The sequence below is a fragment of the Tepidiphilus sp. HLB4 genome, assembly GCF_054823945.1.
The window spans coordinates 1-26,509 of sequence record NZ_JSYB01000032.1 but is presented as its reverse complement, the minus strand read 5'-3'; the positions used below and the strand labels follow the sequence as shown (position 1 = coordinate 26,509).

Below are 26,509 nucleotides of genomic sequence, written 5' to 3'. Positions count from 1 at the left end.
GCGGCAGAACCAGCATTATTCCTTACTCCCCTACCGCTGTCAACCCCTCCCAACATCCTCTACCTTACGGAGGGCGCCGCTTCCGCGGCAGGGAGGCGAATTATAGGGAGTCATGCGACGCGACGCAAGCCCCCTTGCGGTTTTCTTCAGCTACGCAACTGCCCGAGGAGCGATTCGAGCTCTCCGCGAACCTGCTGTACGCGGGTGCGCAATTGTTCGAGGGCCGCCCTGGCTGCGGCCTCGACGAGGTGCTCTTCGCCGAGTCGCTGACGCGCCCCGGCGATGGTATAGCCTTCGTCGTAGAGCAGATGCCGGATGCGGCGCACTAGGAGCACTTCGTGGTGCTGATAGTAGCGGCGATTGGCCCTCTTGGCGGGTCGCAGCTGGGTGAATTCCTGCTCCCAGTAGCGCAGCACGTGGGGTTTGACGTCGCACAGCTGCGCTACTTCGCCGATCGTGAAGTAGCGCTTGGGTGGGATGGGCGGCAAGGCGCCGCCCTCAGCGGGTTTCTTCTCCATGCGTCAGTCGCTCCACGGCGTGTTTGAGCTTCTGGCTGGCGTGGAAGGTGACCACCCGCCGTGGCGGGATGGGAACTTCTTCGCCGGTCTTGGGGTTGCGCCCCGGGCGCTGCGGCTTGTCGCGCAGCTCGAAATTGCCGAATCCGGAAAGTTTAACCGTTTCGCCGCGTTCGAGCGCGTCTTCGATCTCGGCGAAAAAGGCGTCGACGAGCTCCTTGCTTTCGCGTTTGGCGAGGCCGACGCGCTCGAACAGGATGTCGGCGAGCTCGGCCTTGGTGAGCTGGGCAGTCATGGGATGTTCCTCATCGTCATTGTTGCCTCAGGCGGGCACCGAATTGCGTCTCGATCTGGGCACACAGGCGCTGCAGCAGCGCGTCGATCTCTTCGTCGGTGAGTGTGTGCTCGTCATGCTGCAGGGTGAGGCGGAAGGCAAGGCTGCGCTTGCCTGGCTCGACACCTTGCCCCTGATAGACGTCGAAGAGCGTGATCTGACGCACCCAAGCAGGGGCTTCGCTGCGCAACGCATCGAGCAGGGTCTGCGCCGGCACGTTCGCGTCGACCACGAAGGCGAGGTCTCGCTGCACGACGGGCTGGCGCGACACGGGAACGTAGTGCGGCGCGGGGCGACGGCGGATTGCGTCGAGCTCGAGCTCGAAGAGCTGGGGCGCAGTGCCGAGTTCGAGCCGCTGCACCCATTCGGGATGCAATTCGCCAATCCAGCCGACGGCTCGCCCCTCGAGAAGCACGCGCGCGCTGCGTCCTGGATGCAACGCGGGGTGAGCGGCAGGCTCGAAGCGGGGGACGAGCGGCGCGAGAAGCGCTTCCAGGTCGCCTTTGAGATCGTAGAAGTCTACCGGACGGGAAGGGACGCCCCACTGTTCGGACACGACGGGGCCGGCAGCGAGCGCGGCGAGCCGCAGCGGCTGGGCGAAACCGGGCACGGCGGCATCGGCGGATTCGTCGCGCAGGAAACAGCGGCCGAGCTCGAAGAGGCGCACGCGTGCCTGCTGGCGCTTGCGGTTCGTCTGCAGCGCCTGCAGCAGCCCCGGCCAGAGGGAACTGCGCATGGCGTTCATGTTCCGGGCGATCGGGTTAGTGAGCAGGATCGGTGCGGCGTTGGCTAGGAGTTCGCGCTCGAGCGCCTCGTCGATGAAGGCATAGGTGATGACTTCATGGTAGTCGCGCAGCACGAGGCGGGCGCGCACGTCCGCGTTCGTACGCTCGCCCTCGGGCACGGGCAGGGGCGCCATGGGTGCGAGCGGGGTGAGCGCCGGGATCTCGTCGTAGCCATGCAGTCGGGCGACTTCCTCGATCAGGTCTTCTTCGATGGCGAGATCGAAACGCCAGCTCGGGGCCTGGGCGATGACCACTCCTCCGTTTTGCTGCACGTCGATGAAGTCGCGCCGCAACAGGGCGAGAATGCGATCGAATGATAAAGGGATGCCAAGTACGTCAGGGACTTTCTCGGACCGCAACCAGATGGGATCACGGCGCGGCAGGTGCTCGGGGGCGACGGTTTCGTTGATGGGGCCGGCAGCGCCGCCAGCGAGTTCGAGCACGAGGGCAGTGGCGCGCTCGAGGGCGCGGCGCGGCAGTTCGGGATCGACGCCGCGCTCGAAGCGATGCGAGGCTTCCGAAACGAACCCGTAGCGACGCGCGCGTCCGGCCACGGCGGCAGGAGCGAAGAAGGCGCTCTCGAGAAAGACGTCGGTGGTGTCGAGCGTGATCCCACTGCCCTCGCCGCCCATGATGCCGGCCATCGCGACGGGGCCTCCCTCGTCGGCGATGACGAGCACGTCGGGCGCGAGTGTGACGCGCTGCTCGTTCAAAAGCGGCAGGGTCTCGCCCGGCCGAGCCCAGCGCACGGTGATGCCGCCCCGCAGCCTGGCCTCGTCGAAGGCGTGCAGCGGCTGGCCGAGTTCGAGCATCACGTAGTTGGTGATGTCGACGAGCAGATGGATGGCACGCACGCCGCTGCGCTCGAGCCGGCGACGCATCCATTCGGGCGTGGGGCGCTTGGCATCGACCCCACGGATCATTCGACCGAGGTAGCGCGGGCACGCTTCGGGGACCGCCAGCTGGATAGGCCGGACGGCGTCCAGCGTCGCCGTGACCGGATCGATGCGCGGCAGGCGCAGCGGCGCTTCGGTGAGCGCCGAAACCTCGCGCGCGATACCCAGGATGCTGAGGCAGTCGGCACGGTTGGGCGTGAGCGAGACGTCGAAGACGGCTTCGTCGAGTTCGAGCACCTGGCGGATGTCCTGGCCGGGTGTCAGGTCCGGGTCGAGTTCGAGCAGCCCCGAGTGGTCCTCGCTCAGACCGAGTTCGCGCGCCGAGCACAGCATCCCTTGCGATTCGACGCCGCGCAGCTTGGCACGCTTGATTACCAGCCCGCCCGGCAATTGGGCCCCGACGAGGGCGCAGGGCACGACGATGCCGGCCCGGGCGTTGGGTGCGCCACAGACGATCTGCAATGGCGCTGCGCCCCCTACGTCGACTTGGCACACGCGCAGCTTGTCGGCATTGGGATGCGGTTCGGCGCCGAGGATGCGGGCGGTGACCACGCCGCTGAAGGGCGGCGCGGCCGGCTCGAGGGATTCGAGTTCGAGCCCGGCCATGGTGAGCCGCTCGCCGAGTTCTTCCGCCGAGAGCGGGGGATCACAGAATTCGCGCAACCAGCGTTCGGGAAACTTCATGATGGGCCTCTTTAGCGGAATTGCGCGAGGAAGCGCAGGTCGCTCTCGAAGAAGAGCCGCAGGTCGTTGATGCCATAGCGCAGCATGGTGAGGCGGTCGAGCCCCATGCCGAAGGCGAATCCGCGCACCGACTCGGGATCGAAGCCACCGTTGCGCAGCACCTGGGGATGCACCATGCCGCAGCCGGCGATCTCGAGCCAACGGCCCTCGAGTGCGCCGCTCGTGAAGCGCACGTCGATCTCGGCGCTGGGCTCGGTGAAGGGGAAGAAGGAAGGGCGAAAGCGCACGGCGAGCGCCTCGGTCTCGAAGAAGGCGCGCAGGAAGGAGGCGATGACGCCTTTGAGGTGGGCAAACGCCACGTCCTTGCCGACCCACAGCCCCTCGAGCTGATGGAACATGGGGGAATGGGTGGCGTCGGAATCGACGCGATAGACGCGCCCGGGGACGATGACGCGCAGATCGGGCATCGACGCCGCGTCGCGATGCCGCGCGGTATGCGCGAGCATGGCGCGGATCTGCACGGGGCTGGTGTGCGTGCGCAGCACGACGTCGTCGCGCCCTTGCAGATAGAAGGTATCGTGCATGGAGCGCGCCGGGTGGTCCGCCGGCGTGTTGAGCGCGGTGAAGTTGTGCCAGTCGGTCTCGATCTCGGGGCCATCGACGGAAGCAAAGCCCATCGAGCGAAAGAGCGCCTCGACGCGCTCCAGCGTCCGTGTGACCGGATGCAGACCGCCGATACTCCCGTTGCGCCCCGGCAGGGTCACGTCGAGCGCCTGGGCGGCGAGCTGCGCTTCGAGCCGACGCCGGGCGAGCGCCTCACGCGTCTCCTCCAGCAGGGTCTCGATTTGTGCCTTGGCCCGGTTGATCGCCGCGCCAGCGCGCTTGCGCTCTTCCAGCGGAAGATTTGCCAGGCTCTTGAGCGCCTCGGTGACGACGCCCGCCTTGCCGAGGAAACGCGCCTTGACGCGCTCCAACTCGGCCGGATCGGCCGCGGCGGCAAATGCCTGCCGCGCCGATTCCACCAAGCCATCCGGATCGATCATCGCTTGCTCCTGCTGCAAAAGTAAAAAAGGAGGCAAGCGCCTCCTTTTGGACACCTCGTATAACCTGCTGCGCGGCTGCATGGCGGTGTTGCGCGGTGCTCGGATGCTCGCCTATCTGGGCGATAGGTCTCGCATCCTGCGCTCCGGGCGCCTTGCCCTGCAGCCGCTCGCGACGGTTCTTCGAGCTGCCCTTTCGCCGCCGTCTTCGTGGGTTCAGGCGGAGAGCTGGGCGCGCACCCGTTCGACGAGAGCAGCAAATGCCGGCTTGTCGAACACGGCCAGGTCGGCGAGCACCTTGCGGTCGACCTCGACGCTGGCTTTCTTGAGTCCGTTCATGAACGCGCTGTAGGTGAGGCCGCACTCGCGCGCGGCGGCGTTGATGCGGGCGATCCACAGGGCACGGAATTGGCGCTTGCGCTGCCGCCGGTCGCGGTAGGCATACTGGCCGGCCTTCATCACCGCTTCTTTGGCAATGCGGTAGACGTTCTTGCGGCGGCCGCGATAGCCTTTGGCAAGGGCTAGGACTTTCTTGTGGCGGGCACGGGCGGTGACACCGCGTTTGACGCGAGGCATGTCGTTCTCCTATCAGGCGTAAGGCATCATCTTCTTGACGAGGGACAGGTCGCTCGGATGGACCTCGACCATGCCGCGCAGCTGGCGCTTGCGCTTGGGGCTTTTCTTCGTCAGGATGTGGCGCTTGAACGCCTGGGAACGCTTGATGCTGCCGCTCGAGCGCACTTTGAAACGCTTGGCGGCCCCGCTCTTGGTTTTCATCTTGGGCATGAAGGCTCTCCTATGACATGACGCCAGGCAGCCTCCGGCGGAGGCGTTTATGGGCCCGGCTTCACTTGTGGTGCACCGCGACCGAACCGCCGCGGCGCCCTTTCTCGCCACGACGGCGAGAAAGTTTTTATTTTACCGCGAATCGAAGCGCAAGACCATCATCTATTTGCTTTTCTTGGGCGCGATCACCATCACCATCTGCCGCCCTTCGAGCCGGGGCATCTGCTCGACCACGCCGATGTCGGCCAGATCCTCGCGGATACGCTCGAGCTGGCGCATGCCCAGCTCCTGGTGCGACAGCTCCCGCCCGCGGAAGCGCAACGTGACTTTGGCCTTGTCCCCCTCTTCGAGGAAACGGCGCAGGTTGCGCAGCTTGATCTGGTAGTCGTTCTCATCGGTCCCCGGACGCAGCTTGATTTCCTTTACCTGGATCTGCTTTTGCTTGAGCCGGGCTTCCTGCGCTTTTTTCTGCTCCTGGTAACGGTACTTGCCGTAGTCCATCACCTTGCACACGGGCGGATTGGCCATGGGCGCGATCTCGACGAGATCGAGCCCCGCCTCCTCGGCCACCGCCAGCGCCTTGGCGAGCGGCACGACGCCCAGCTGCTCTCCGTCCTCTCCGATCAAGCGAACTTGCGGCGCGTCGATTTCGTCGTTGACGCGTACTTTCTTTTCCTGTGCGATGGTCTTGCTCTCCTATGTCTGACTGGACGCAGGGGCGGGCGACTTGCGCTCGATCTCCTCGCGCAGACGCGCGATGAAACCGTCGAGCGGCATGGAACCCAAGTTGAGGTTGCCGCGGGCGCGCACCGCCACCCCTCCCGATTCCCGCTCCTGGTCGCCGACGACGAGCAGGTAAGGGATTTTGTGCACACTGTGCTCGCGGATTTTATAGTTTATCTTTTCGTTGCGCAAATCGGTCTCGACGCGAAAACCTTGGCGTCGCAGCGCATCGGCCACCTGCTGCGCATACTCGGCATGACGCTCGGCGATGCTGAGCACCACGGCCTGCACCGGCGCGAGCCAGGCGGGCAGCGCCCCGGCGTAGTGTTCGATGAGGATCCCGGTGAAGCGCTCGAGCGAGCCGAAGAGCGCCCGGTGCAGCATCACCGGCCGTTGGCGCGTGTTGTCCTCGGCCACGTATTCGAGGTCGAAGCGCTCGGGCAGATTCATGTCGACTTGCAGGGTGCCGCACTGCCAGTCGCGGCCGATGGCGTCGCGCAGCACGAATTCGAGCTTGGGCCCATAGAAGGCGCCCTCGCCGGGGAAGAGCTCGTAGCTCATGCCCATGGATTCGAGCGCCCGTGCGAGCGCCCCTTCGAGCCGATCCCAGATCTCGTCGCTGCCGATGCGGTGTTCGGGGCGGGTGGAGAGCTTGACGCTCACCTGCTCGAAGCCGAAATCCTTGTAGATGTCCATGATGAGACGCACGACGGTGCGGCACTCTTCTTCCATCTGCTCGGGGGTGCAGAAGATGTGCGCATCGTCTTGCGTGAAGTGGCGCACGCGCAGCAGCCCGTGCAGGGCGCCGGAAGGCTCGTAGCGGTGCACCTTGCCGAATTCGGCCATGCGCAGCGGCAGATCGCGGTAGCTGTGCAGCCCGTGCTTGAACATGGTCACCGCCCCGGGGCAGTTCATGGGCTTCAAGGCAAAGACGCGACCGTCCTCGGTCTGGGTGGTAAACATGTGGTCGCGATAGTTCTGCCAGTGGCCGGAGAGCTCCCACAGCGAGCGGTCCATGACGTCGGGGGTGTTGACCTCGACGTAGCCGGCCGCTTCCTGGCGGGCGCGCATGTACTGGATGAGGGCCTGGAAGATGCGCCAGCCCTTGGGATGCCAGAAGACGGCGCCGGGCGCGCAGTCCTCGAAGTGGAAGAGGTCGAGTTGCTGACCGAGCCGCCGATGATCGCGTTTCTCGGCCTCTTCGAGCAGGGTCAGATAGGCCTTGAGCGACTTCTCGTCGGGCCAGGCGGTGCCGTAGATGCGCTGCAGCTGCTCGTTGCGCGCATCGCCCCGCCAATAGGCTCCGGCCACTTTGGTGAGTTTGAAGGCTTTGAGCTTGTCGGTGGAGGGGACGTGCGGACCGCGGCACAGGTCGATGAAGCCACCTTGCCGGTAGAGGGAAATGGTCTCCCCTTCGGGAATGGAGGCGATGATCTCGGCCTTGTAGTGCTCCCCGAGGGATTTGAAGAATTCGATCGCCTGGTCGCGCGGCCACTCCTCACGCACCACGGGGATGGCCTGGGAGGCGAGCTCGCGCATGCGGGCTTCGATCTTCTCCAAATCCTCGGGGGTGAAAGGACGGTCGTAGGCGAAGTCGTAGTAGAAGCCGTTTTCGATCACCGGGCCGATGGTCACCTGGGCCTCGGGAAAGAGCTCCTTGACGGCGTGCGCGAGCAGATGCGCGGTGGAGTGGCGCAGGATCTCCAGACCTTCGGGGCTGCGATCGGTGACGATCTCGACGCGAGCATCGTGCTCGATGCGGTGCGACAGATCGACGAGACGCCCGTCGACCTTGCCGGCGAGCGCGGCCTTAGCAAGCCCCGGACCGAGCGACTCGGCCACTTCGCGCACCGTCACGGGCGCGGGGAATTCCTTGATGGATCCATCGGGCAGGGTGATTCGAATCATGTTCGTGTCTCGCAGGCAAAAAAAATGCGGCCACCGGGCCGCATTCTTGGTACAGGAGCTTCTTCCCCGGTGAGGCGGTCAGGAAGAGCGCAGGGTAGTTCGGATCATGAGAAGCTCCTAGAATCTGGTAGGCGCGATTGGACTCGAACCAACGACCCCCACCATGTCAAGGTGGTGCTCTAACCAACTGAGCTACGCGCCTGTTAGAGGTGGGGATTATATCTTCGGATCGGCGGCTGTCAAGGGGCACTGCGCCAAAAATTCGCGCCAGTGCGCACCGGGGAGTTTTTCGAGATGTTCGCGCAGGCGATCGAGAGCGGACTTCAGTTCCCTCTCGTCGAGCTTGCCGCGCAGCCACTGGAAGCGCAGGAAGACGAGATGGGTATTGACGGCATCGGTCTCGCAGTACGCCCGGATCGCCGCGGCTTCGCCCCGGCACCAGGCGCCCCACACCTGCCCGCCGTCCATGCCGAGTTTGCCGGGAAAACCGAGCAGCCGGGCGATCTGGTCGAGCGGTGCGGCGGCGCGCGTCTGGTAGCCGGCGAGCACGTCCATCAAGTCGAGATGGCGCCAGTGGAAACGCCCGAGGTAGTTGTTGTAGCGGTATTCCGACTCCCGCTCGCCCACTTCCCAATAGGCGCTTGCCTGCACGCCGTGCAACAGGCTGCGGTAGTGCAGCACCGGCAGGTCGAAGCCGCCGCCGTTCCAGGTCACGAGCTGGGGGCGTTTCTTGTCGATGGCGGCGAAGAACTGACGCAGGATCTCGGCCTCGTCCAGTTCGGGCGCGGCCAGTGAAAACACTTTCACGTCGTGCCCATTGTCCCAGACGCCGGCCAGCGTCACGATGCGCTGCAGGTGATGCGGCAGAAAGTCGCTGCCGCTGCGGGCGCGCTGGCGCTGGGCGGCGTATTCCACCACTTCCTCGTCGGGCAGCGCGTCGGGCAGCTCGTGGAGCAGCCGCAACGCTGCCACGTCGGGGATCGTCTCCAGGTCGAAAACGAGCGTCGGCGCACTCATCGTCAGGCGGGAAAGACGCCGGTGGAGAGATAGCGGTCGCCGCGATCGCACACGACGAAGACGATGACCGCATCGCGCACCCCGGAAGCCACGCGCAGGGCCGCTGCCAGCGCCCCGCCGGAAGAGATGCCGGCGAAGATCCCCTCCTCACGCGCCAGCCGCCGTGCCATTTCCTCGGCCTCGGCCTGGGTGATCGGTTCGATCCGGTCGACGAGCTCCGGGCGATAGATCTTCGGCAGATATTCCGCAGGCCACTTGCGGATGCCCGGGATTTGCGATCCTTCCTCCGGCTGGCAGCCGACGGTGACGACGGCAGGATTCTTTTCCTTGAGGTAGCGCGCCACGCCCATGAGGGTGCCGGTCGTGCCCATGCTGGAGACGAAGTGGGTGATGCGCCCCGCCGTCTGCTCCCACAGCTCGGGACCGGTGGTTTCGTAGTGCGCCCGGGGGTTGTCGGGATTGGAGAACTGATCGAGGATGACGCCCTTGCCTTCGCGCTGCATTTGCTCGGCGACGTCGCGGGCGAGCTCCATGCCGCCGCCCTTGGGCGTGAGCACGAGTTCGGCGCCATAAGCCTTCATGATCTGGCGCCGTTCGACGCTCTGGTTTTCCGGCATCACCAGGATCAGGCGATAGCCCCGGATCGCCGCCACCATGGCGAGCGCGATGCCGGTGTTGCCGCTGGTGGCCTCGATGAGCGTGTCGCCCGGCTTGATCTGGCCGCGGGCCTCGGCACCGCGGATCATGGCCAGCGCCGGGCGATCCTTCACCGAACCGGCGGGATTGTTGCCCTCGAGCTTGGCGAGCAACACGTTGTTCTCCCCCGCCCCCAGACGCTGCAGACGCACGAGCGGCGTCTTGCCCACCCAGGATTCTATCGTCTCGAACATCACTCGTTCCTCTCAATGACCGGCGATCGCGTCGATCTCGATGACGCGCGCCGGGCCGAACGTCTCCCATTGACCGCAGGCAGGACAGCGCCACAGGTGGCGCCGCGCCTTGAAGCCGCATTGCGTGCAGCGATAGCGCGCCAGCCGCTGCACGTAGCCGTGCACCACCTCCCGCACGCGCTCGACGTCGGCGAGCCAGGCCGGATCGACGTGGCGCGCCACCAGCAGCAGGTATTCGTCGAGCACGATGAGGCTGGGCTGCTGACGCAGCAGCCCTTGCAACAGGCGCATGGCCGTGGCCGGCTCGCCGTGGCGCGCCTCGAACTCGACATAGCGCTCGACCAGGTCGAGCTGCGGGTAGCGGTGCAGCCACTGCCGCATGCGCTTCAAGAGCTTCGCCTGCCAGCCGCAGCGTTCGGCCACCGCCATGAGCCGGTCGATCGCCAGCGGCAGATGCTCCACGGCGATACGCTCGAGCGTGAGCCACTCTTCGAACGCCGCCTCGAACCGTCCCTGCAGGAAATGCCGCTCTCCTTCGAGCAGAATCGGACGCACGGCGTGCCGCTCGATCGCGCGCGCCTGCTCGAGGTGGTGCCCGGCCTCGTCCCAGCGTTCCGCAGTCAGCGCGAGCGCCGCGAGCTCGCAGTGGTAATGGATGAGCCGGACGCGCCAGACGGGGCTATCGTCCCGCGCCAGGCGCGTAGCCACGTCGATGCACTTGCGCCAGTCCTTCTCGACCTGATAGATCTCCAGCAGCTGGGCGAGCGCCCAATGTTTGCGCTCGGTCTGCTGCAAGGCGGCGTAGAGCGCTTCGGCACGGTCGAAGAATCCGGCCTTGTGATAATCGAGCGCCAGTTCGGCAAGGATCTCGCTGCGACGCTCCTCGCTCAAATCCTCGCGCGCGAGCAGTTCCTGATGAACGCGGATCGCGCGATCGAATTCACCGCGCCGGCGAAAGAGCACCGCCAGCGCCAGCTGCAGTTCCAGCGTGGCGGGGTTCTCACGCGCGGCAGAAAGAAACGCCTCGATCGCCTGATCGAGTTCGTCGTGCAGCAGGTGATTGAGCCCCGTGAGGTAGATACGCGGCAGGCGGCTCGAAGCGCGCACCACCTGGCGCATGTCGATGCGCGCGGCCACCCAGCCCACGCCGAAGAAAACGGGCAGCAGCAGTAGCCACCAGAGTTGGAGTTCGTTCATGCGGTAGGCAGCGTGCGGTCAGGGTTCTCGTTCGTGCGCTCCGCCGTCTCCAGACGGCGACGAAGGCGGGACAGCGTCCATTTCTGGCGCATGAGGGTACCCAACGTGAAGCTCAGGCCGAGCAGGATTCCCACCAGGGCCGCGACGAGCAGCACCACGGCGAGCGGCGCCTGCCATTGCCGGCCGAACCATTCCACGGTCACCGGCGCATGATTTTGCGCCGCGAAGGCGACGAGCACGCCGAAGACGACGAACCGGAGCACCCAAACGAACATTCGCATCTCGTTTCCCCTGGTTGGCGGAACCCCTGTCCGCACCGTGCGATTATCCCAAGCCGGACGAAAAAAAAGAAGCGGCCCTCGCGGGCCGCCTCTCTCGGGACGAGCGCCAGGCGCTCAAAGGCGCCTCGAAAGACCGTCGCGCAGCAGGTTAGTCGAGGTGCCGTCAACACACGGCCGCCGGCTCCGGGGCCTTGTGCCGGTCCACGCGTTCGCGCAGCTCCTTGCCAGCCTTGAAATGCGGCACGTATTTCGCCGGCACCGGCACGGGCAGACCCGTTTTCGGGTTGCGCCCCATGCGCGGCGGGCGATACGTGAGCGTGAAACTGCCGAAGCCGCGGATTTCGATGCGGCCATTGGCGACGAGCGTCTCGCCCATCGCCTGCAGGATCAGTTTCACGGCAAGCTCCACATCTTTGGACGGTAGCTGCGGGAAACGCGCGGCCAGCCGTTCGATCAATTCGGAACGGGTCATGGCCGCTGGTCGATCAGGACTGTTTCTGTTCGTTGAGCTTGGCTTTGAGCAGTGCCCCCAGGCTGGTGGTGCCGCTGGCGGACGCGCCTTCGCCAGAGAGGCGATTGAGCGCTTCGGTCTGCTCGGCCTGCTCCTTGGCGCGGATCGACAGATTGATGCTGCGGTTCTTGCGATCGACGTTGACGATGGCCACTTCCACCTGCTGCCCTTCGTGCAGGAGCTGGGTGAGATCGTCGACGCGATGCGCCGCCGCCTCGGAGGCGCGCAGATAGCCCTCTACCTCGTCCTCGAGCTGGATCACGGCACCCTTGGGTTCGACCGACTTGACGGTACCGGTGACCACGGAGCCCTTCTCGTGCGTGGCGATGTAGTTGGTGAAGGGGTCGCCCTCGAGCTGCTTGATGCCCAGCGAGATGCGCTCGCGCTCGACGTCGACGGCGAGCACCACGGCCTCGACTTCGTCGCCTTTCTTGTAGCGGCGCACGGCCGTCTCACCCGGCTCGGTCCAGGAGAGGTCGGAGAGGTGCACCAGGCCATCGATGCCCCCTTCCAGGCCGATGAAGACGCCAAAATCGGTGATCGACTTGATCTGGCCGCGGACCTTGTCGCCTTTCTTGTGATTCTGGGCGAACTCTTCCCACGGGTTGGGCTTGCACTGTTTCATGCCGAGCGAAATGCGACGGCGGTCCTCGTCGATTTCCAGGATCATCACCTCGACTTCGTCGCCGACCTGCACCACCTTGCTCGGGTGGATGTTCTTGTTGGTCCAGTCCATCTCGGAGACGTGCACCAGCCCTTCGATGCCCGGCTCGATTTCCACGAAAGCGCCGTAGTCGGTGAGGTTCGTGACCTTGCCGAACAGGCGCGTGCCGGCCGGATAGCGGCGGGAGATGCCGACCCAGGGATCCTCGCCGAGCTGCTTGAGACCGAGCGAGACGCGCATCTTCTCGCGGTCGAACTTGAGCACCTTGGCCTCGACCTCGTCGCCGACATTGACGACTTCGGACGGATGGCGCACGCGACGCCAGGCGAGATCGGTGATGTGCAGCAACCCGTCGATGCCGCCCAGGTCGACGAAGGCACCGTAATCGGTGATGTTCTTGACCACACCCTTGACGATGGAGCCCTCTTGCAGGGACTCGAGCAGCTTTTCGCGATCCTCGCCCATGGTCTCTTCGAGCACGGCGCGGCGCGACACGACGATGTTGTTGCGTTTGCGGTCGATCTTGATGACCTTGAACTCGAGCTCTTTGCCCTCGATCGGGGTGGTGTCCTTCATCGGGCGGATGTCGACGAGGGAACCGGGCAGGAAGGCGCGCAATCCATTGACCATGACGGTGAGGCCGCCCTTGACGCGGCCGGTGACCACCCCCTTGACGATGCGGCCTTCTTCGAAAGCCTGCTCGAGCTCGTTCCAGGCTTCCAGGCGCTTGGCCTTCTCGCGCGACAGGCGCGTTTCGCCGTAGCCGTCTTCGAGGGCCTCGATCGCCACGTGCACGAAGTCACCGACCTTGACTTCGAGCTCGCCGCGGTCGTTCATGAATTCTTCTTTGGGGATGTAGCTCTCGGACTTCAGGCCGGCATTGACGATGACGAAGTTGTCGTCGATACCGACGACCTCGGCGGTGATCACCTGCCCCGGCGTCATCTCCTGCAGCACGAGGCTTTGCTCGAAGAGATCGGCGAAGCTTTCTTGGGTTTCGGTGGGTTGAGTGGCTACGGCGGTTGAGTTCATCGTTTCGGTTTCCAAAGACGTTTCTCCATCAGGAAAAACGCAAGACAAAAAGAGTGAATGAAAATTCCCGGATCACGCAAGCCCGCGCGTCCGGACCCAATCGAAAATGGCCTCCACGGCCTCTTCCACGCCGATGTGGGACGTGTCGAGCCGCAAGGCGTCGGGGCATTGCTGCAGAGGGGCGATGGCGCGTTCCCGGTCCCGCCGGTCGCGCGCCTCGAGCTCTTCACGCAATCTTTCAATGCTAGCAGACATTCCTTTGTCGATCAACTGCTTGAAGCGCCGCTCGGCGCGCACTTCGACGGAGGCGGTGAGAAAGACCTTGAGCTCGGCATCGGGGAAGACGACCGAGCCCATGTCGCGCCCCTCGGCCACGAGCCCCGGACGGCGGCGGAAAGCCCGCTGGCGCGCAAGGAGCGCCTCGCGCACGGTGCCGTGTACGGCAATGCGTGAGGCCGCGGCGGAGACGTCCTCCGTCCGGATGGCCTCGGTCACGTCCTCGCCGGCAAGAAGGATGCGATCGCCGGAGAAACGCACGTCCAGGTCGCGCGCAAGCCGCGCGAGCATCGCGGCATCCTCGGTCGCCAGGCCGCGGCGCAGCGCCGCGAGCGCGACCAGCCGGTAGAGCGCACCGCTGTCGAGATAGTGCCAGCCAAGCCGCTCGGCCAGGCGCGCCGCCACCGTGCCCTTGCCGCTTGCCGTCGGCCCGTCGATCGCCACCACCGGCACCGGCCGTACCACCGAGCGGTACACCTGCCAATACTCGGGAAACGTCTTGTTGACGCATTCGGGCTCGAGGATGCGCACGTAGATGTCGCCGAAAGCCGCCAGCGAAAAGCACATCGCCATGCGATGGTCGTCGTAGGTGGCGATCGCCGCCGGCTGCAGCCGCTCGGGCGGGGTGATGACGAGAAAATCCGGCCCCTCCTCGACCGTGGCGCCGAGCTTGCGCAGCTCGGTGGCCATGGCGGCGATGCGGTCGGTCTCTTTCACCCGCCAGCTGCCGATGTGGCGCAGGCGCGAGGGGCCGTCGCAGAAGAGCGCCACGACCGCCAGCGTCATCGCCGCATCCGGAATGTGGTTGAGATCGAGGTCGAAGGCGCGCAGTCGGCCGTTTTCAGGGGCAGACGCCTCGATCCAGTTCTCTCCCATCGCGACCCGGGCGCCGAGCGCCTCCAGGGCCTCGGCGAAACGCACGTCGCCTTGCAGGCTCGTCCGCCCCACGCCCTCGACGCGCACCGGTCCACCGCCCAGAACCCCGGCGGCGAGGAAATAGGAAGCCGAAGAGGCATCCCCCTCGACGTAGACTTCCCCTGGCGAGCGGTAGCGCGCCTGGCCATCGTAGTGGAAGCGCCCGTCGCGCTCGACGAGTTCCACGCCGAATCGCGCCATCAGCGCGAGGGTGAGGGCCACGTAGGGACGGGAGATGAGCTCCCCTACGACTTCGACGGTGATCGGCCGGCCGAGCAAGGGCAGCGCCATGAGGAGCGCCGAGAGAAACTGGCTGGAGACGTCGCCCCGGATGCGGACGGTCTCGACGGAGACGGGCGCGGGCGGATGGATCGCGAGCGGCGGATAGCCCTCGTTCTCCAGATAGTCGATGCGCGCCCCAAGCTGACGCAAAGCCTCGACCAGATCGCCGATGGGCCGCTCGTGCATGCGCGGCACCCCGCGCAGGCGGTATTCCCCGTCCATCAAGGCGAGCACGGCGGTGAGCGGCCGGAAGGCCGTACCCGCATTGCCTAGGAAGAGCTCGGCCTCACGCACCGGGAAGGGAGCGCCAGCCGTGCCATGGACCACGTAGTCGTGCGCGCCGGTGCGCTCCCAGCGCACGCCCAACGCCTCGAGCGCCTCGAGCATGCGCGCGACGTCGTCGGAGTGCAGCAGGTCATGGATGTGGGTGTCACCCTCGGCGAGCGCCGCGAGCAGCAGCACGCGATTGGAGATGCTCTTGCTGCCCGGCAGCCGCGCGCTGCCCTGGGCGCACCGCGCAGGTGGCAAATCGAGGAAGGCGCTCATTCGTCGGAACCTCCGCCGTTGGCGTCGTTGACGTAGCGCTCGCCCCAGGCCATGCGCGCCGCGCGCGCCTTGGCGAAGACCTCCTCCAGTCCCGGGCCGTTGGCCGACAGCAGCAGGGCGCGGATGAAGGCGAGCTCCGAGAGATACTGATCGAGCTCGGCGAGGATCGCCTGGCGATTGACGAGGCAGATGTCGCGCCACATTTCGGGATGGCTCGCGGCGATGCGGGTGAAGTCGCGAAAGCCGCCCGCGGCGTACTCGAAGAGCTGCTCGGCGTTGGCACGCTCGGCGAGGTCGTGCACCAGGGCGTAGGCGAGCACGTGCGGCAGATGGCTCACCGCGGCGAAGACGCGGTCGTGCTCCTGCGGCGACATCTCGCGGATGATCGCGCCGCAGGCTTGCCAGAGCTGCGCCACGCGCAGCACGCTACCGGGCTCGTTCTCGGGCAGCGGTGTGAGCACCACCTTGCGGCCGCGAAAGAGCGTCGCATCGGCCGCCTCGCAGCCGCTCTTCTCCGCCCCGGCGATGGGATGCCCCGGCACGGCGTGCGCCAGATGTCCTCCCAGGTGCAGGTAAAACGCCTCGATCACGTTGCGCTTGGTGCTGCCTGCATCGGTGACCAGGGTGCCCGGCGCCAGATGCGGCGCCATGGCCTTGACCACCGCCTCCGTCTGCCCCACCGGCATGGCGAGCAGCACGACTTCCGCCCCGGCGAGCGCCTGGGCCCAGTCCGCGGCGGCCCGATCGATCACCCCCAAGGCGAGCGCCCGCTCGAGGGACGCCTGCGAACGCCCCACGCCCACCACCTCGCGCACCAGGCCGGCCGCCTTGAGGGCGAGCGCGAACGAGCCGCCGATGAGCCCGACACCGCACACGACCAGGCGTCCCACCGGTTTCGTCTTCATGGGACCCCCTCAGGTGGGAAGAATGTCGGCGAGCGCTTCGAGAAAGCGGGCGTTCTCTTCGGGCAGACCCACGGTGACGCGCAGCCACTCGGGCAGACCGTAGCCGGCGATCGGCCGCACGATCACGCCGCGATCGAGCAGCGCCTCGTTGACCGCCGCCGCATCGCCCACGTGCACCATCACGAAGTTGCCGCGCGAAGGCACCCAGCGCAAGCCCAGCCGCGCGAATCCTTCATAGAGTTGCTGCAGACCCCGGCGGTTGAGCTCGGCGCTGCGCGCGACGAACGCCTCGTCTTCGAGCGCCGCTGCCGCTGCCGTAAGCGCGAAGGAATTGACATTGAAGGGCTGCCGGATGCGGTTCATCACATCGACGAGCTCGGGACGCGCCACGCCGTAGCCCACACGCAGCGAGGCAAGCCCATAGATCTTGGAAAACGTCCGGCACACGAGCAGGTTGGAGAAGCGATCGACCCAGGAGAGCGCGTCGTAGCGCTCGGCAGGATCGAGGTATTCTCCGTAGGCCTCGTCGAGCACCACCAGCACGTCCTCGGGTACCCGTTCGAGGAACGCTGCCAGCGCCTCGCCGGACACGAAAGTGCCGGTAGGATTGTTCGGATTGGCAAGAAAGACGACGCGCGTACGCGGGGTGATCGCTGCGAGCATCGCCTCGAGGTCATGCCCGTAGTCCCTGGCGGGCACTTGGACCGGCCTTGCCCCCAGCGCCTGCGTCACCAGCGGATAGACCGCAAAAGCGTATCGAGAATACACGGCCTCGGTACCTGGCTGCAGCACGATGCGCGCGGCCAGTTCCAGCACGTCGTTCGAGCCGTTGCCAAGCACCAGGCGCTCGGGCGCGACGCCGAATTTACGGGAAATCGCCTCCTTGAGCACGAAGCCATTGCCGTCGGGATAACGGGCCCCTTCGGCCGCAGTCGATTCCAGCGTGGCCCGCGCCTTGGGACTCATGCCGAGCGGATTCTCGTTCGAGGCGAGCTTGACGATGTCGGCCGGGTTCAGGCCGCGTTCGCGCGCGAGCTCCTCGATGGGCTTGCCGGGCTGATAGGGGGCGAGCGAGCGAATCGCCGCCGGAACGTGATCGATGACGCGCATAGCTTCTCCTCGTCGCGCTGTTGCCCAAAGTCACCACGCCGCGGCCGGATAGGAACCGAGCAGCTTGAGGAAGGTGGCGCGTTCCTCGAGCGCCGCAAGCGCCTGGCGCACCGGTTCGTCGAGCCGATGTCCCTCGACGTCGATGTAGAAGACATACTCCCACAGCCCGCTCTTGGCCGGACGCGATTGCAGCTTGGTCATACTAACGCCATAGTGCGCCAAGGGTTCGAGCAGACGGTGCATGGCGCCGGGCTTGTTCGGCGCGGAGCACACGAGCGAAGTCTTGTCCCGCCCCGAAGGGCCGGCGGCGTCGTGTTTGGCGATGACGAGGAAACGCGTGGTGTTGTTCGGATCGTCCTCGATGTTGGCCGCAAGCACCGTGAGCCCATAGCGCTCGGCCGCCGCCTCGCCGGCGATGGCCGCCGCGTCCGGATCCTGCGCGGCAAGGCGCGCCGCCTCGGCGTTGCTCGCCACCGGCACGTAGGGCACGTCGGGCAGATGGCGCGAGAGCCACTCGTGGCACTGCGCGAGCGACTGGGCGTGGGAATAGACGCGCTTGACCGCCGCAAGGCTCGGGGCGAGCGACATGAGGTGCTGGTGGATGCGCAGCATCACCTCGCCGCAGATCTGCAGCGGATGCAGCAGGAGCAAATCGTGTGTGACCCCTACCATGCCCTCGACCGAATTCTCGATGGGCACCACGCCGTAGTCGATGTTGCCCGCCTCGACCTCACGAAAGACCTCGTCAATGGAAGCAAGCGACACGAACTGCGGCGCGCTGCCGAAATGCTTGCGCGCGGCCGCCTCGGAGAAGGTCCCGGCCGGGCCGAGATAGGCTACCTTGAGCGGCTGCTCGAGCGCGAGGCAGGCCGACATGATCTCGCGAAAGATGGTGCGCACGGCGCTCTCGGGCAGCGGCCCGGGGTTGAGCGCGGCGATGCGGCGCAACACCTGCGCCTCGCGCTCGGGGCGATAGATCGCCCCCTGCTTGAGCTCGCCCACGCGCCGCGCACAGCGCCCGCGCTCGGAGAGCAGCTTGAGGATCTCCTCGTCGATGGCATCGATACGGCGGCGCAGCGCCAAGAGTTCCGACTCGTCCATTCCCTCCCCCCTTGCTCAGGCATGCCGCACGGCAAAATCGCGCAGGAAGGCGGCGAGCGCCTCCACCCCCTCGAGCGGCATGGCGTTGTAGATGGAAGCCCGCATGCCGCCCACCATCTTGTGCCCCTTGAGGTATTTGAGCCCGGCGGCCTCGGCTTGCTGCAGGAACGTTTCGTTCAAAGACTCGTCGGCGAGACGAAAGGGCACGTTCATCCAGCTGCGCCAGCGCGGCTCGACGGCGTTGCGGTAAAAGGGCGTGGCATCGATGCACTCGTAGAGCAGACGCGCCTTGGCTTCGTTGCACTGCGCCATCGCCGCGAGCCCGCCGAGCGATTCGAGCCACTGAAAAACCAGCCCGGCGACGTAGATGGCAAACGTGGGCGGCGTATTGAGCATCGAGCCGTTCTCGGCCATGCGGTCGTAGCGCAGCACCGGCGGCGTTCCCTCCCAGGGCGAAGCCATGAGATCGCGGCGCACGATCACGAGCGTCAGTCCCGCCGGGCCGATGTTTTTCTGCGCCCCGGCATAGATGAGGCCGAAGCGGCGCACGTCGATCGGGCGCGACAGCAGGTGCGAGGACATGTCGGCAACGAGGGGCACGCCAGAGGCTTGCAGCGCCTCGAGCTCCAGCCACTCCACGCCGTGGATCGTCTCGTTGGTGCACACATGCACGTAGCGCGCATTGGGATCGAGCGAAAGCTCCTCGGGGCGCGGCGCGCGGGTAAAGCCGCTTTCCTCGGTGGAGCCGGCCAGACGGACCCTGCCGCCGAGCACGGGCGCGATGCGCTGCGCCTCCGCGAACGCCTTCTGCGACCAGGCGCCGGTGACGACGTAATCGGCCGAGCCGCCGCCAAGCAGGTTCATGGGGATGGCGGAGAACTGCAGCGTCGCCCCGCCCTGCAGGAAGAGCACGGCGTAGTCCTCGGGAATGGAGAGCAGCTTGCGGAGATCGGCCTCCGCCCGCGCGATCACTTCTGAAAAGTGCTTGCCGCGATGGCTCACCTCGATGATGCTCGAGCCGATCCCGTGCCAGTCGAGCAGCTCCTCCTGCACCGTGCGCAGGACCGGCTCCGGCAGCATCGCCGGCCCGGCGCTGAAGTTATACACCCGCATCGTCTTCCCCTTCGTCCTCGTCCCCGACCACCGGCGTACGCGCCACTTTCACCACCGTCACCAGGCGGTCGCCGTCGTCCAGCGCCATCAGCGTCACCCCTTGGGTGGAACGGCCCATCTCGCGGATGTCGTCGACCGAAGTGCGGATCAGCACCCCGTTCTGCGAAATGAGGATGATCTCATCGCCCGGCTGCACCAGGCAAGCGGCCACGAGCCGGCCGTTGCGGCGGCTGGTCTGGATGGCGATCATCCCCTTGGTGCCACGCCCGTGGCGGGTGAATTCGGCCACCGGCGTGCGCTTGCCGTAGCCCGCCTCCGTGGCCGTGAGCACCGAGCCGGACTCGTCGCGCACCACCAGCATCGACACCACCTGCTGACCGTCTTCGAGCGCCATGCCGCGCACACCGCGCGCCTCGCGCCCCATCGGCCGCACGTCGTCTTCGGCGAAGCGCACCGCCTTGCCCGCGTCGGAGAAGAGCATCACGTCGCAGGTCCCGTCGGTGAGGTCTACGCCGATGAGGCGGTCGCCGTCGTCGAGCGACAGCGCCACGATCCCGGCCTTGCGCGGATTGGCGAATGCCGACAGCGCCGTCTTCTTCACCACGCCGGAAGCGGTGGCGAAGAAGACGTAGTGCGCATCGTCGAACTCACGCACCGGCAGTACGGCCTGGATGCGCTCGTCCGGCCCCATGGGCACGAGGTTGACGATGGGCTTGCCGCGCGCACCGCGAGCCCCCTCGGGCAGCTCGAAGACGCGCAGCCAGTAGACGCGCCCGCGGCTGGAGAAGCACAGCACCCAGTCGTGGGTATTGGCCACGAACACCTGCTCGAGGAAATCTTCCTCCTTGACCGCGGCCGCCTGCTTGCCGCGCCCGCCGCGGCGCTGCGCCCGGTAGTCGTCGAGCGGCTGGCGCTTGACGTAGCCGGCGTGCGAGAGCGTGACCACCATGTCCTGTGGCGCCACCAGGTCTTCGAGGCGGATCTCGTCGGCTTCGAGCACCAGCTCGCTGCGGCGCGGATCGGCGTACTGGGCGGCGATCTGACGCAGCTCCTCGGCGATGATGGCCGAGACGCGCTCGGGCCTGGCAAGGATGTCGAGCAGATCGGCGATGCGCTCGATCACCTCGCGGTACTCCTGCACGATCTTGTCCTGCTCGAGCCCCGTGAGGCGCTGCAGGCGCAGATCCAGGATCGCCTGTGCCTGCACTTCTGACAGGCGATAACCTTCCTCCGACCAGCCAAACTCGGCCCCCAGCCCCTCGGGACGGAAACGCCCAGCATCCTCGCCTGCGCGCGCCACCAGCTCCGCCACCACCGGCGAATGCCAGCGGCGTGCGAGCAGCGCCTCTTTCGCCGCAGCCGGCGTGGGCGAAGCCTTGATGAGCGCGACGATTTCGTCGACGTTGGAGAGCGCCACCGCCAGACCTTCCAGGATGTGCCCGCGCTCGCGCGCCTTGCGCAGCTCGAAGACGGTGCGCCGCGTCACCACCTCGCGCCGGTGCGCAAGGAAGTGTCCGACGAGGGCCTTGAGCGTGAGCGTCTGCGGCCGCCCATCGACGAGCGCCACCAGGTTCATGCCGAAGGTATCCTGCATCTGCGTGTGCTTGAAGAGCTGGTTGAGGATCACCTCGGGATGCTCGCCGCGCTTCAATTCGATGACCACGCGCATGCCGGACTTGTCCGACTCGTCGCGGATCTCGCTGATGCCCTCGATGCGCTTCTCATTGACGAGCTCGGCGATGCGCTCGAGCAGCGTCTTCTTGTTGACCTGATACGGCAGCTCGTCGACGATGATCGCCTGCCGGTCGCCGCGGCCGATCTCCTCGAAATGGGTGCGCGCCCGCATCACCACGCGGCCCCGCCCCGTACGGTAGCCCTCGCGCACCCCTTCGAGCCCGACGATGAGCCCAGCAGTAGGGAAATCCGGCGCCGGTACGTACTGCATCAGATCGTCGTCGGAGAGCTCGGGGTTTTCCAGCAACGCCAGGCACGCCCGCACCACCTCGCCGAGGTTGTGCGGCGGGATGTTGGTGGCCATGCCCACCGCGATGCCGCTCGAACCGTTGATGAGCAGATTGGGAATGCGGGAAGGCAGCACCAGCGGCTCGCGCTCGCTGCCGTCGTAGTTCGGACCGAAATCGACGGTTTCCTTGTCGATGTCGACCAGCATCTCGTGCCCGATGCGCGACATGCGGATTTCCGTGTAGCGCATGGCCGCGGGGCTGTCGCCGTCGACCGAGCCGAAGTTGCCCTGACCGTCGATGAGGGGATAGCGCAGGGAAAAATCCTGCGCCATGCGCACGATGGTGTCGTAGACGGCCATGTCGCCGTGCGGGTGGTATTTACCGATCACGTCGCCGACGATGCGCGCCGACTTCTTGTAGGGCTTGTTCCAGTCGTTGCCCAATTCGTGCATGGCGTAGAGCACGCGCCGATGCACGGGCTTCAAGCCGTCGCGCACGTCGGGCAGAGCCCGGCCGACGATGACGCTCATGGCGTAGTCGAGATAAGAGCGCCGCATCTCCTCTTCGAGGGGCACGGGCAGGGTTTCGCGGGCAAAAGAATCCATTGAGCAAAAACCGCCGTACAAATCCGTAGAATTCGCTATTTTATCACGCCGTTCAACCCCCTTCCGGAGCCCGCCGATGCCCGAGCCGACCGCGCTTCAGTCCGCCGATGCCCTCCTCCTCCCCCGCTGGTTGCTGCCGATGGAACCGGCCGGGGCGCTGCTCACCGGTCACGCCGTCGCGATCCGCGGCGACACAATCCTCGACGTAGGGCCGACCGACGCACTGGAACGGCGCTGGCGCCCCCGCGAGCGCGTCGAGCTGCCCGAGCACGTGCTGCTGCCCGGCCTCATCAACGCGCACACGCACGCGGCCATGACCCTGCTGCGTGGCATCGGCGACGATCTCCCTTTGCGCCGCTGGCTCGAAGAGGCGATCTGGCCGCGCGAGGCCGCCCTCCTGAGCGAGGAATTCGTCCACGACGGCACACTCATCGCCGCCGCCGAGATGCTGCGCGGCGGCATCACCACCGCCGTCGACATGTACTTCTATCCCGAGGCCGCCGCGCGCGCCTTCACTGCCATGGGCATGCGCTCGGTGCTCGGCATCACCGCCATCGACTTTCCCACGCCGTACGCAGCCGACGCCGACGAGGCGCTCGCCAAAGGGCTCGCCGTGCGCGACGCCTGGCGCGAGGAAGCGCTCGTCTCCTTCCTGCTCGCGCCGCACGCACCCTATTCGGTGGGCGATGCGGCGCTCGAGCGCATCGCCACCCTCGCCGCCCAGCTCGACCTGCCGGTGCAGATCCACCTGCTCGAAACGGCACAGGAGCGGGAAGAATCGCTCGCACGCCACGGCGAGACGCCCCTGGAGCGGCTCGACCGCCTCGGCCTACTGGGACCGGGGCTCGTCGGCGTGCACGCGGTGCACCTCACCGAGAACGAAATCGCGCTGCTGGCCGAGCGCGGCGTAGCCCTCGTGCACTGCCCCACCTCCAACATGAAACTTGCCAGCGGCATCGCCGCCGTCCCCGCCTGGATCGAAGCCGGCATCCCCGCCGGCCTGGGCAGCGACGGCGCGGCGAGCAACAACCGGCTCGATCTCTTCCAGGAAATGCGCCACGCGGCGCTGCTCGCCAAGGCCACCCAAGGACGCGCCGAGGTGCTGCCCGCGATACAGGCGCTGGAACTGGCCACCATCGGCGCCGCCCGCGCCCTCGGGCTGGATGCACGCCTCGGCTCGATCCGCCCGGGCAAGGCGGCCGATCTCACCGCCGTGGCGCTCGACGCCGTCGAAACCCAGCCCTGCTACGACCCCTGCTCACATCTCGTCTTCGTCGCCGGACGCGAGCACGTCAGCGACGTCTGGGTCGCTGGCCGGCGGCGCGTGGCCAACGGCCAACTTCTGTTGCAAGAAAGCAACAGCCATTTGACCGCTTTGGCGCAAAACTGGCGACAGCGGATTCAGTTGCAAACCCGCTGAAAAAGTGCTTGTATAATGAACTCAAGGATGCAATCCCAGACCTTGTCCCAACCGTTTTCACAAGAAAGGATGCTGCCATGACTAAAAACACCCGCCTCAAGCTGCTCGCCGTGCTCGGAACGCTCGGTTTCTCCATGAGCGCGATGTCCGCCGACGTCGTCGTCGATCCGAAAGGCGTCGTTCCCTACGTCACCGACTCCCGCAACGTCGTCGTCACCTCGGGTTCCGGCCTGTGCGTGCAGGCAGGCGCCAGCTGGTCGCCCGCAGCCGCCGAACAGGCCAAGGACGCCAGCGGCAAACCGCTCGCCTGCAGCTGCGATCCCGACCTGATCGCCAAAGAAAAATGCGAACCGCCCAAGCCGGCCGCTCCGGTCGCGCGTCCCGCGCCGAAACCTGCCGAGCAGAAAGTCAAGCTCGCGGCCGACACCCTCTTCGACTTCGACAAGGCCACCCTGCGCCCCGAAGGCAAGGCCAAGCTCGACGAAATCGTCTCGCAACTCGGCAAATACAACGTCGAAGTCATCCTCGCCGTCGGTCATACCGACCGTATCGGCAGCGATGCCTACAACCAGAAACTCTCCGAGCGCCGCGCCGACGCCGTCAAGAAATACCTGATCAGCAAAGGCGTGCCGGCCAACCGCGTCTACACGGAAGGCAAGGGCGAGAAAATGCCCGTCACTGGCGACAAGTGCAAAAACATGGGCCCGGAAAACCGCCGCAACAAGAAACTCATCGACTGCCTGCAACCCGACCGTCGCGTCGAAATCCAGGTCATCGGCACCGACAAGTAATTCTGGTCATCCGATGTCTGCGAAAAACCCCGCCATGGCGGGGTTTTTCTTTGGAGAAACTGCTATGACGAACGTCGACCCGCTGGAACTCGCCAAATTCGACGAGCACGCCCACCACTGGTGGGATCCGACGAGCGAATTCCGCCCGCTGCACGAGATCAATCCGCTGCGGCTCTCCTGGATCGAGTCGCACGTCACCCTTGCCGGCAAACGCGTGCTCGACGTCGGCTGCGGCGGCGGCATCCTCTCCGAAGGAATGGCGCAGCGCGGCGCCAAGGTCACCGGCATCGATCTCTCCGCTGCCGCCCTCGACGTCGCCAAGCTCCATCTCCTGGAATCCGACCTATCGGTGGACTACCGCCTGGAGAGCGCAGAGGACCACGCCGAAGCACATCCCGGTGCCTACGAGGTCGTCACCTGCATGGAGCTGCTCGAGCACGTCCCCGACCCCGAATCCATCGTCGCCGCCTGCGCCGCGACGCTCGCCCCCGGCGGCTGGGCCTTCTTCGCCACGATCAACCGCACGCCCAAAGCCTACCTGCACGCCATCCTGGGGGCGGAATATCTGCTGAGGCTGCTGCCGCGCGGCACCCACGACTTCGGAAAATTCATCCGCCCCGCCGAACTCGCCCGCTGGGCGCGATCGCACGGGCTCGAACCGGTCGCCCTCAAGGGGCTGGGCTACAACCCGCTCACGAAAACCTATCGCCTGATCGACGAAACCGCGGTAAACTACCTGCTCGCCGCCCGCAAGGCGACGTGAAAAAAGTGCACCCACCGGCGGAACTTTTCCGCCCTGCGATGCACTAATACCTTGTAAACCCAATGGGGCCGTACCTGGCTTCGACGGGGGTCGCAAAGCAGCACAGCGCATACCGAGGACCAGTCCCCTCGTAAATCCACTGGAAAGCAAACAAACGCCAACGACGAGCGTTTCGCTCTCGCCGCCTAAGGGCGGCGAGCGCTGCACCGGCTGGCCTCTGGGCCGGATGATGGCGTAAGCCATCTCGCAGCGTCATTCACAGAGGCTCGTCCCCGGGTCGGGCCGCTTGGCCCGGGGCCTAAAACCAAGGCGGCTCGCGTCGGTGCGGTGAGCCTACCCACCCACACCGGCGCTAAATTCAAACGGTAGGCTAAGTATGTAGACCTGGCTGTAGAGGGCTTCCGGACGGGGGTTCGACTCCCCCCGGCTCCACCAACACATTCGCATAAGTGCTTGATTTCAAAGGAAAAAACGGCAAGCAAAAAATTTCTGCCTTATCACTTGCCTTATCGTTTTTCCTGCCTTATCGTCTTGCAGCGCGTCCCGTTTTTTTGATGTGGTCGGCATGAACCGCCTTCCGGCCGCCGCCGCCGGTCGCCACAGCCGCCGCCGTTCCTGGCGTGGGTGCGCGCGCCTTGCCTCTTCAACCATGGTTAAACTGGGTCGCAACCATGGTTAAAAGGTGCGCTTGGCCGTGCGCCGCCATAGCGCCGCTGTAGGCCGTTTTCTTGGATCGCCCATAGGATGGCCTATCCCCGCCAGAGAAAACGGCTCAGGCGGCCGCTATTCAAGCCGTTTTTTCTTTCTGGCGCGTGGTGGTGGTGCTCTTCCAGGGTTCGCGTGGTGGCGCCGCCTCAAAGCCTGGCCGCACGGCGCAAGCGCCACGCTTGAACCGGCGAAAGCGTCACGCTAAAGCCGTCAAAAAGAGCGCATCGCATCGCCGCCCGCCGTCTCTCATTCCGGCGCGATGCGTCGGGCGTATTCAAGTTTCAGGATGCGAAAACTGCCGACCAACGCGGATTGCATCACCCTAACCATGGAACCCGTCGGAGTACCTTTTGCCACCGCTTGGCGTGGCCGTGAAGCGTGCTTATCGCCGCCGTAAGCGCACTTCACGGGGGGAGTGATCAAGGCCTTGGCAGGGGATCGCCAAACGCCTGGCGCGCCGCGCGCAGTGCCGCGCGTGATTCCTCGGTGGCCTCGAACGATTGCGCCGCCGCCTGCCGCTCGGCCTCGAGGCGGGGCAAGCCGCCGTCGAATTCGGCCACGGCCGCGCGCTCTTCCCAATCGCGGAATCGCTCCAGGTAGTAATGCCGCGCCGTCGAATCCTCGGCCGCCGCCGCCAGCACCCTGGCGATGGTCGCCGGGTCGGTCTCGCCGATCAGCTCAAGCCAGCGCCGAATGCGGGTGCGCTCGTCCTCGAGCAACGGCCGTTCCGGTGGCGTTTTCCCTGGC

General features: G+C 66.1%; 23 protein-coding genes, 1 tRNA gene, 1 other RNA gene and 1 pseudogene. 4 read left to right on the top strand and 22 right to left on the bottom strand.

Annotation, left to right across the window (positions count from 1 at the left end):
• Window positions 1–146: 146 nt before the first annotated feature.
• The 21 genes from OA56_RS06655 to gyrA all read right to left on the bottom strand — a co-directional run bounded on the left by OA56_RS06655 (window position 147) and on the right by gyrA (window position 22,080).
• Window positions 147–518 carry a MerR family transcriptional regulator gene (locus tag OA56_RS06655; RefSeq protein WP_055424105.1) on the bottom strand — a complete coding sequence of 124 codons (372 nt, stop codon included), beginning with the start codon at window positions 516–518 and terminating at the stop codon, window positions 147–149.
• Complete coding sequence (locus OA56_RS06650; RefSeq protein ID WP_055424106.1) at window positions 499–810, bottom strand: integration host factor subunit alpha; 312 nt, start codon at window positions 808–810, stop codon at window positions 499–501. Before OA56_RS06650 ends, OA56_RS06655 begins: the two co-directional genes overlap by 20 nt.
• Before the next feature lie 16 nt (window positions 811–826).
• Window positions 827–3,214 (bottom strand): phenylalanine--tRNA ligase subunit beta, encoded by a 2,388-nt coding sequence (gene pheT / locus OA56_RS06645; RefSeq protein WP_461584195.1) that lies wholly within the window; start codon window positions 3,212–3,214, stop codon window positions 827–829.
• Between the two features lie 11 nt (window positions 3,215–3,225).
• A complete protein-coding gene (gene pheS / locus OA56_RS06640; RefSeq protein WP_141056579.1) occupies window positions 3,226–4,257 on the bottom strand; it encodes a phenylalanine--tRNA ligase subunit alpha in 1,032 nt (343 codons plus the stop codon).
• Window positions 4,258–4,470: 213 nt separating this feature from the next.
• The gene (gene rplT, locus OA56_RS06635; protein ID WP_461584193.1) at window positions 4,471–4,830 is read right to left on the bottom strand and encodes a 50S ribosomal protein L20; all 360 of its coding nucleotides are present in this window, start codon (window positions 4,828–4,830) and stop codon (window positions 4,471–4,473) included.
• 12 nt (window positions 4,831–4,842) lie between these two features.
• The gene (rpmI, locus tag OA56_RS06630; RefSeq protein WP_028873846.1) at window positions 4,843–5,040 is read right to left on the bottom strand and encodes a 50S ribosomal protein L35; all 198 of its coding nucleotides are present in this window, start codon (window positions 5,038–5,040) and stop codon (window positions 4,843–4,845) included.
• Between the two features lie 162 nt (window positions 5,041–5,202).
• A complete protein-coding gene (gene infC / locus OA56_RS06625; RefSeq protein WP_072247979.1) occupies window positions 5,203–5,724 on the bottom strand; it encodes a translation initiation factor IF-3 in 522 nt (173 codons plus the stop codon).
• A gap of 12 nt (window positions 5,725–5,736) precedes the next feature.
• On the bottom strand, window positions 5,737–7,671 hold the full coding sequence (gene thrS / locus OA56_RS06620) for a threonine--tRNA ligase (protein WP_461584191.1): 1,935 nt from the start codon (window positions 7,669–7,671) through the stop codon (window positions 5,737–5,739).
• Window positions 7,672–7,796: 125 nt separating this feature from the next.
• Window positions 7,797–7,873: transfer RNA gene (locus tag OA56_RS06615), tRNA-Val, on the bottom strand.
• Between the two features lie 14 nt (window positions 7,874–7,887).
• Complete coding sequence (locus OA56_RS06610) at window positions 7,888–8,688, bottom strand: 3'-5' exonuclease (protein WP_461584189.1); 801 nt, start codon at window positions 8,686–8,688, stop codon at window positions 7,888–7,890.
• A 2-nt stretch (window positions 8,689–8,690) separates the two neighbouring features.
• Window positions 8,691–9,581 carry a cysteine synthase CysM gene (gene cysM, locus OA56_RS06605; RefSeq protein WP_055424112.1) on the bottom strand — a complete coding sequence of 297 codons (891 nt, stop codon included), beginning with the start codon at window positions 9,579–9,581 and terminating at the stop codon, window positions 8,691–8,693.
• Window positions 9,582–9,590: 9 nt separating this feature from the next.
• Window positions 9,591–10,775, bottom strand: coding sequence for a lipopolysaccharide assembly protein LapB (locus tag OA56_RS06600; RefSeq protein ID WP_055424113.1), 1,185 nt, complete (start codon window positions 10,773–10,775; stop codon window positions 9,591–9,593).
• Entirely contained in the window at window positions 10,772–11,050 is a 279-nt protein-coding gene (locus OA56_RS06595) for a LapA family protein (RefSeq protein ID WP_055424114.1), read from the bottom strand. The genes OA56_RS06600 and OA56_RS06595 overlap by 4 nt, the downstream gene beginning before the upstream one ends.
• A gap of 169 nt (window positions 11,051–11,219) precedes the next feature.
• Window positions 11,220–11,528 (bottom strand): integration host factor subunit beta, encoded by a 309-nt coding sequence (locus OA56_RS06590; protein ID WP_055424115.1) that lies wholly within the window; start codon window positions 11,526–11,528, stop codon window positions 11,220–11,222.
• A 13-nt stretch (window positions 11,529–11,541) separates the two neighbouring features.
• Window positions 11,542–13,263 (bottom strand): 30S ribosomal protein S1, encoded by a 1,722-nt coding sequence (gene rpsA, locus OA56_RS06585; protein WP_055424147.1) that lies wholly within the window; start codon window positions 13,261–13,263, stop codon window positions 11,542–11,544.
• A 72-nt stretch (window positions 13,264–13,335) separates the two neighbouring features.
• A complete protein-coding gene (locus tag OA56_RS06580) occupies window positions 13,336–15,282 on the bottom strand; it encodes a bifunctional 3-phosphoshikimate 1-carboxyvinyltransferase/cytidylate kinase (protein WP_461584185.1) in 1,947 nt (648 codons plus the stop codon).
• The gene (locus OA56_RS06575; protein ID WP_055424117.1) at window positions 15,279–16,187 is read right to left on the bottom strand and encodes a prephenate dehydrogenase; all 909 of its coding nucleotides are present in this window, start codon (window positions 16,185–16,187) and stop codon (window positions 15,279–15,281) included. Before OA56_RS06575 ends, OA56_RS06580 begins: the two co-directional genes overlap by 4 nt.
• A 9-nt stretch (window positions 16,188–16,196) precedes the next feature.
• The gene (gene hisC / locus OA56_RS06570) at window positions 16,197–17,297 is read right to left on the bottom strand and encodes a histidinol-phosphate transaminase (protein ID WP_141056585.1); all 1,101 of its coding nucleotides are present in this window, start codon (window positions 17,295–17,297) and stop codon (window positions 16,197–16,199) included.
• 30 nt (window positions 17,298–17,327) lie between these two features.
• On the bottom strand, window positions 17,328–18,398 hold the full coding sequence (gene pheA, locus OA56_RS06565) for a prephenate dehydratase (RefSeq protein ID WP_055424119.1): 1,071 nt from the start codon (window positions 18,396–18,398) through the stop codon (window positions 17,328–17,330).
• A 15-nt stretch (window positions 18,399–18,413) separates the two neighbouring features.
• The gene (serC, locus tag OA56_RS06560; protein WP_141056586.1) at window positions 18,414–19,511 is read right to left on the bottom strand and encodes a 3-phosphoserine/phosphohydroxythreonine transaminase; all 1,098 of its coding nucleotides are present in this window, start codon (window positions 19,509–19,511) and stop codon (window positions 18,414–18,416) included.
• Window positions 19,498–22,080 carry a DNA gyrase subunit A gene (gyrA, locus tag OA56_RS06555; RefSeq protein ID WP_461584182.1) on the bottom strand — a complete coding sequence of 861 codons (2,583 nt, stop codon included), beginning with the start codon at window positions 22,078–22,080 and terminating at the stop codon, window positions 19,498–19,500. Before gyrA ends, serC begins: the two co-directional genes overlap by 14 nt.
• A gap of 76 nt (window positions 22,081–22,156) precedes the next feature.
• On the opposite strand from gyrA, the gene OA56_RS06550 reads away from it, so the two are divergent.
• The 4 genes from OA56_RS06550 (at window position 22,157) to ssrA (ending at window position 25,489) form a co-directional block, all read left to right on the top strand.
• On the top strand, window positions 22,157–23,500 hold the full coding sequence (locus tag OA56_RS06550) for a TRZ/ATZ family hydrolase (RefSeq protein WP_461584180.1): 1,344 nt from the start codon (window positions 22,157–22,159) through the stop codon (window positions 23,498–23,500).
• 77 nt (window positions 23,501–23,577) lie between these two features.
• A complete protein-coding gene (locus tag OA56_RS06545; RefSeq protein ID WP_055424123.1) occupies window positions 23,578–24,291 on the top strand; it encodes an OmpA family protein in 714 nt (237 codons plus the stop codon).
• A 64-nt stretch (window positions 24,292–24,355) separates the two neighbouring features.
• The gene (gene ubiG, locus OA56_RS06540; protein WP_461584177.1) at window positions 24,356–25,054 is read left to right on the top strand and encodes a bifunctional 2-polyprenyl-6-hydroxyphenol methylase/3-demethylubiquinol 3-O-methyltransferase UbiG; all 699 of its coding nucleotides are present in this window, start codon (window positions 24,356–24,358) and stop codon (window positions 25,052–25,054) included.
• Between the two features lie 64 nt (window positions 25,055–25,118).
• Window positions 25,119–25,489, top strand: a transfer-messenger RNA (tmRNA) gene (ssrA, locus tag OA56_RS06535).
• Window positions 25,490–26,181: 692 nt separating this feature from the next.
• Here ssrA and OA56_RS06530 read toward each other — a convergent pair.
• Window positions 26,182–26,509: pseudogene (locus tag OA56_RS06530) on the bottom strand (hypothetical protein); the annotation flags it as partial.

Coding starts and splice junctions, on each gene's coding strand:
- OA56_RS06655 (WP_055424105.1), bottom strand. CDS start 518: ATGGAGAAGAAACCCGCTGAGGGCGGCGCCTTGCCGCCCATCCCACCC.
- OA56_RS06650 (WP_055424106.1), bottom strand. CDS start 810: ATGACTGCCCAGCTCACCAAGGCCGAGCTCGCCGACATCCTGTTCGAG.
- pheT (WP_461584195.1), bottom strand. CDS start 3,214: ATGAAGTTTCCCGAACGCTGGTTGCGCGAATTCTGTGATCCCCCGCTC.
- pheS (WP_141056579.1), bottom strand. CDS start 4,257: ATGATCGATCCGGATGGCTTGGTGGAATCGGCGCGGCAGGCATTTGCC.
- rplT (WP_461584193.1), bottom strand. CDS start 4,830: ATGCCTCGCGTCAAACGCGGTGTCACCGCCCGTGCCCGCCACAAGAAA.
- rpmI (WP_028873846.1), bottom strand. CDS start 5,040: ATGCCCAAGATGAAAACCAAGAGCGGGGCCGCCAAGCGTTTCAAAGTG.
- thrS (WP_461584191.1), bottom strand. CDS start 7,671: ATGATTCGAATCACCCTGCCCGATGGATCCATCAAGGAATTCCCCGCG.
- OA56_RS06610 (WP_461584189.1), bottom strand. CDS start 8,688: ATGAGTGCGCCGACGCTCGTTTTCGACCTGGAGACGATCCCCGACGTG.
- OA56_RS06600 (WP_055424113.1), bottom strand. CDS start 10,775: ATGAACGAACTCCAACTCTGGTGGCTACTGCTGCTGCCCGTTTTCTTC.
- OA56_RS06595 (WP_055424114.1), bottom strand. CDS start 11,050: ATGTTCGTTTGGGTGCTCCGGTTCGTCGTCTTCGGCGTGCTCGTCGCC.
- OA56_RS06590 (WP_055424115.1), bottom strand. CDS start 11,528: ATGACCCGTTCCGAATTGATCGAACGGCTGGCCGCGCGTTTCCCGCAG.
- rpsA (WP_055424147.1), bottom strand. CDS start 13,263: ATGAACTCAACCGCCGTAGCCACTCAACCCACCGAAACCCAAGAAAGC.
- OA56_RS06580 (WP_461584185.1), bottom strand. CDS start 15,282: ATGAGCGCCTTCCTCGATTTGCCACCTGCGCGGTGCGCCCAGGGCAGC.
- OA56_RS06575 (WP_055424117.1), bottom strand. CDS start 16,187: ATGAAGACGAAACCGGTGGGACGCCTGGTCGTGTGCGGTGTCGGGCTC.
- hisC (WP_141056585.1), bottom strand. CDS start 17,297: ATGCGCGTCATCGATCACGTTCCGGCGGCGATTCGCTCGCTCGCCCCC.
- pheA (WP_055424119.1), bottom strand. CDS start 18,398: ATGGACGAGTCGGAACTCTTGGCGCTGCGCCGCCGTATCGATGCCATC.
- serC (WP_141056586.1), bottom strand. CDS start 19,511: ATGCGGGTGTATAACTTCAGCGCCGGGCCGGCGATGCTGCCGGAGCCG.
- gyrA (WP_461584182.1), bottom strand. CDS start 22,080: ATGGATTCTTTTGCCCGCGAAACCCTGCCCGTGCCCCTCGAAGAGGAG.
- OA56_RS06550 (WP_461584180.1), top strand. CDS start 22,157: ATGCCCGAGCCGACCGCGCTTCAGTCCGCCGATGCCCTCCTCCTCCCC.
- OA56_RS06545 (WP_055424123.1), top strand. CDS start 23,578: ATGACTAAAAACACCCGCCTCAAGCTGCTCGCCGTGCTCGGAACGCTC.
- ubiG (WP_461584177.1), top strand. CDS start 24,356: ATGACGAACGTCGACCCGCTGGAACTCGCCAAATTCGACGAGCACGCC.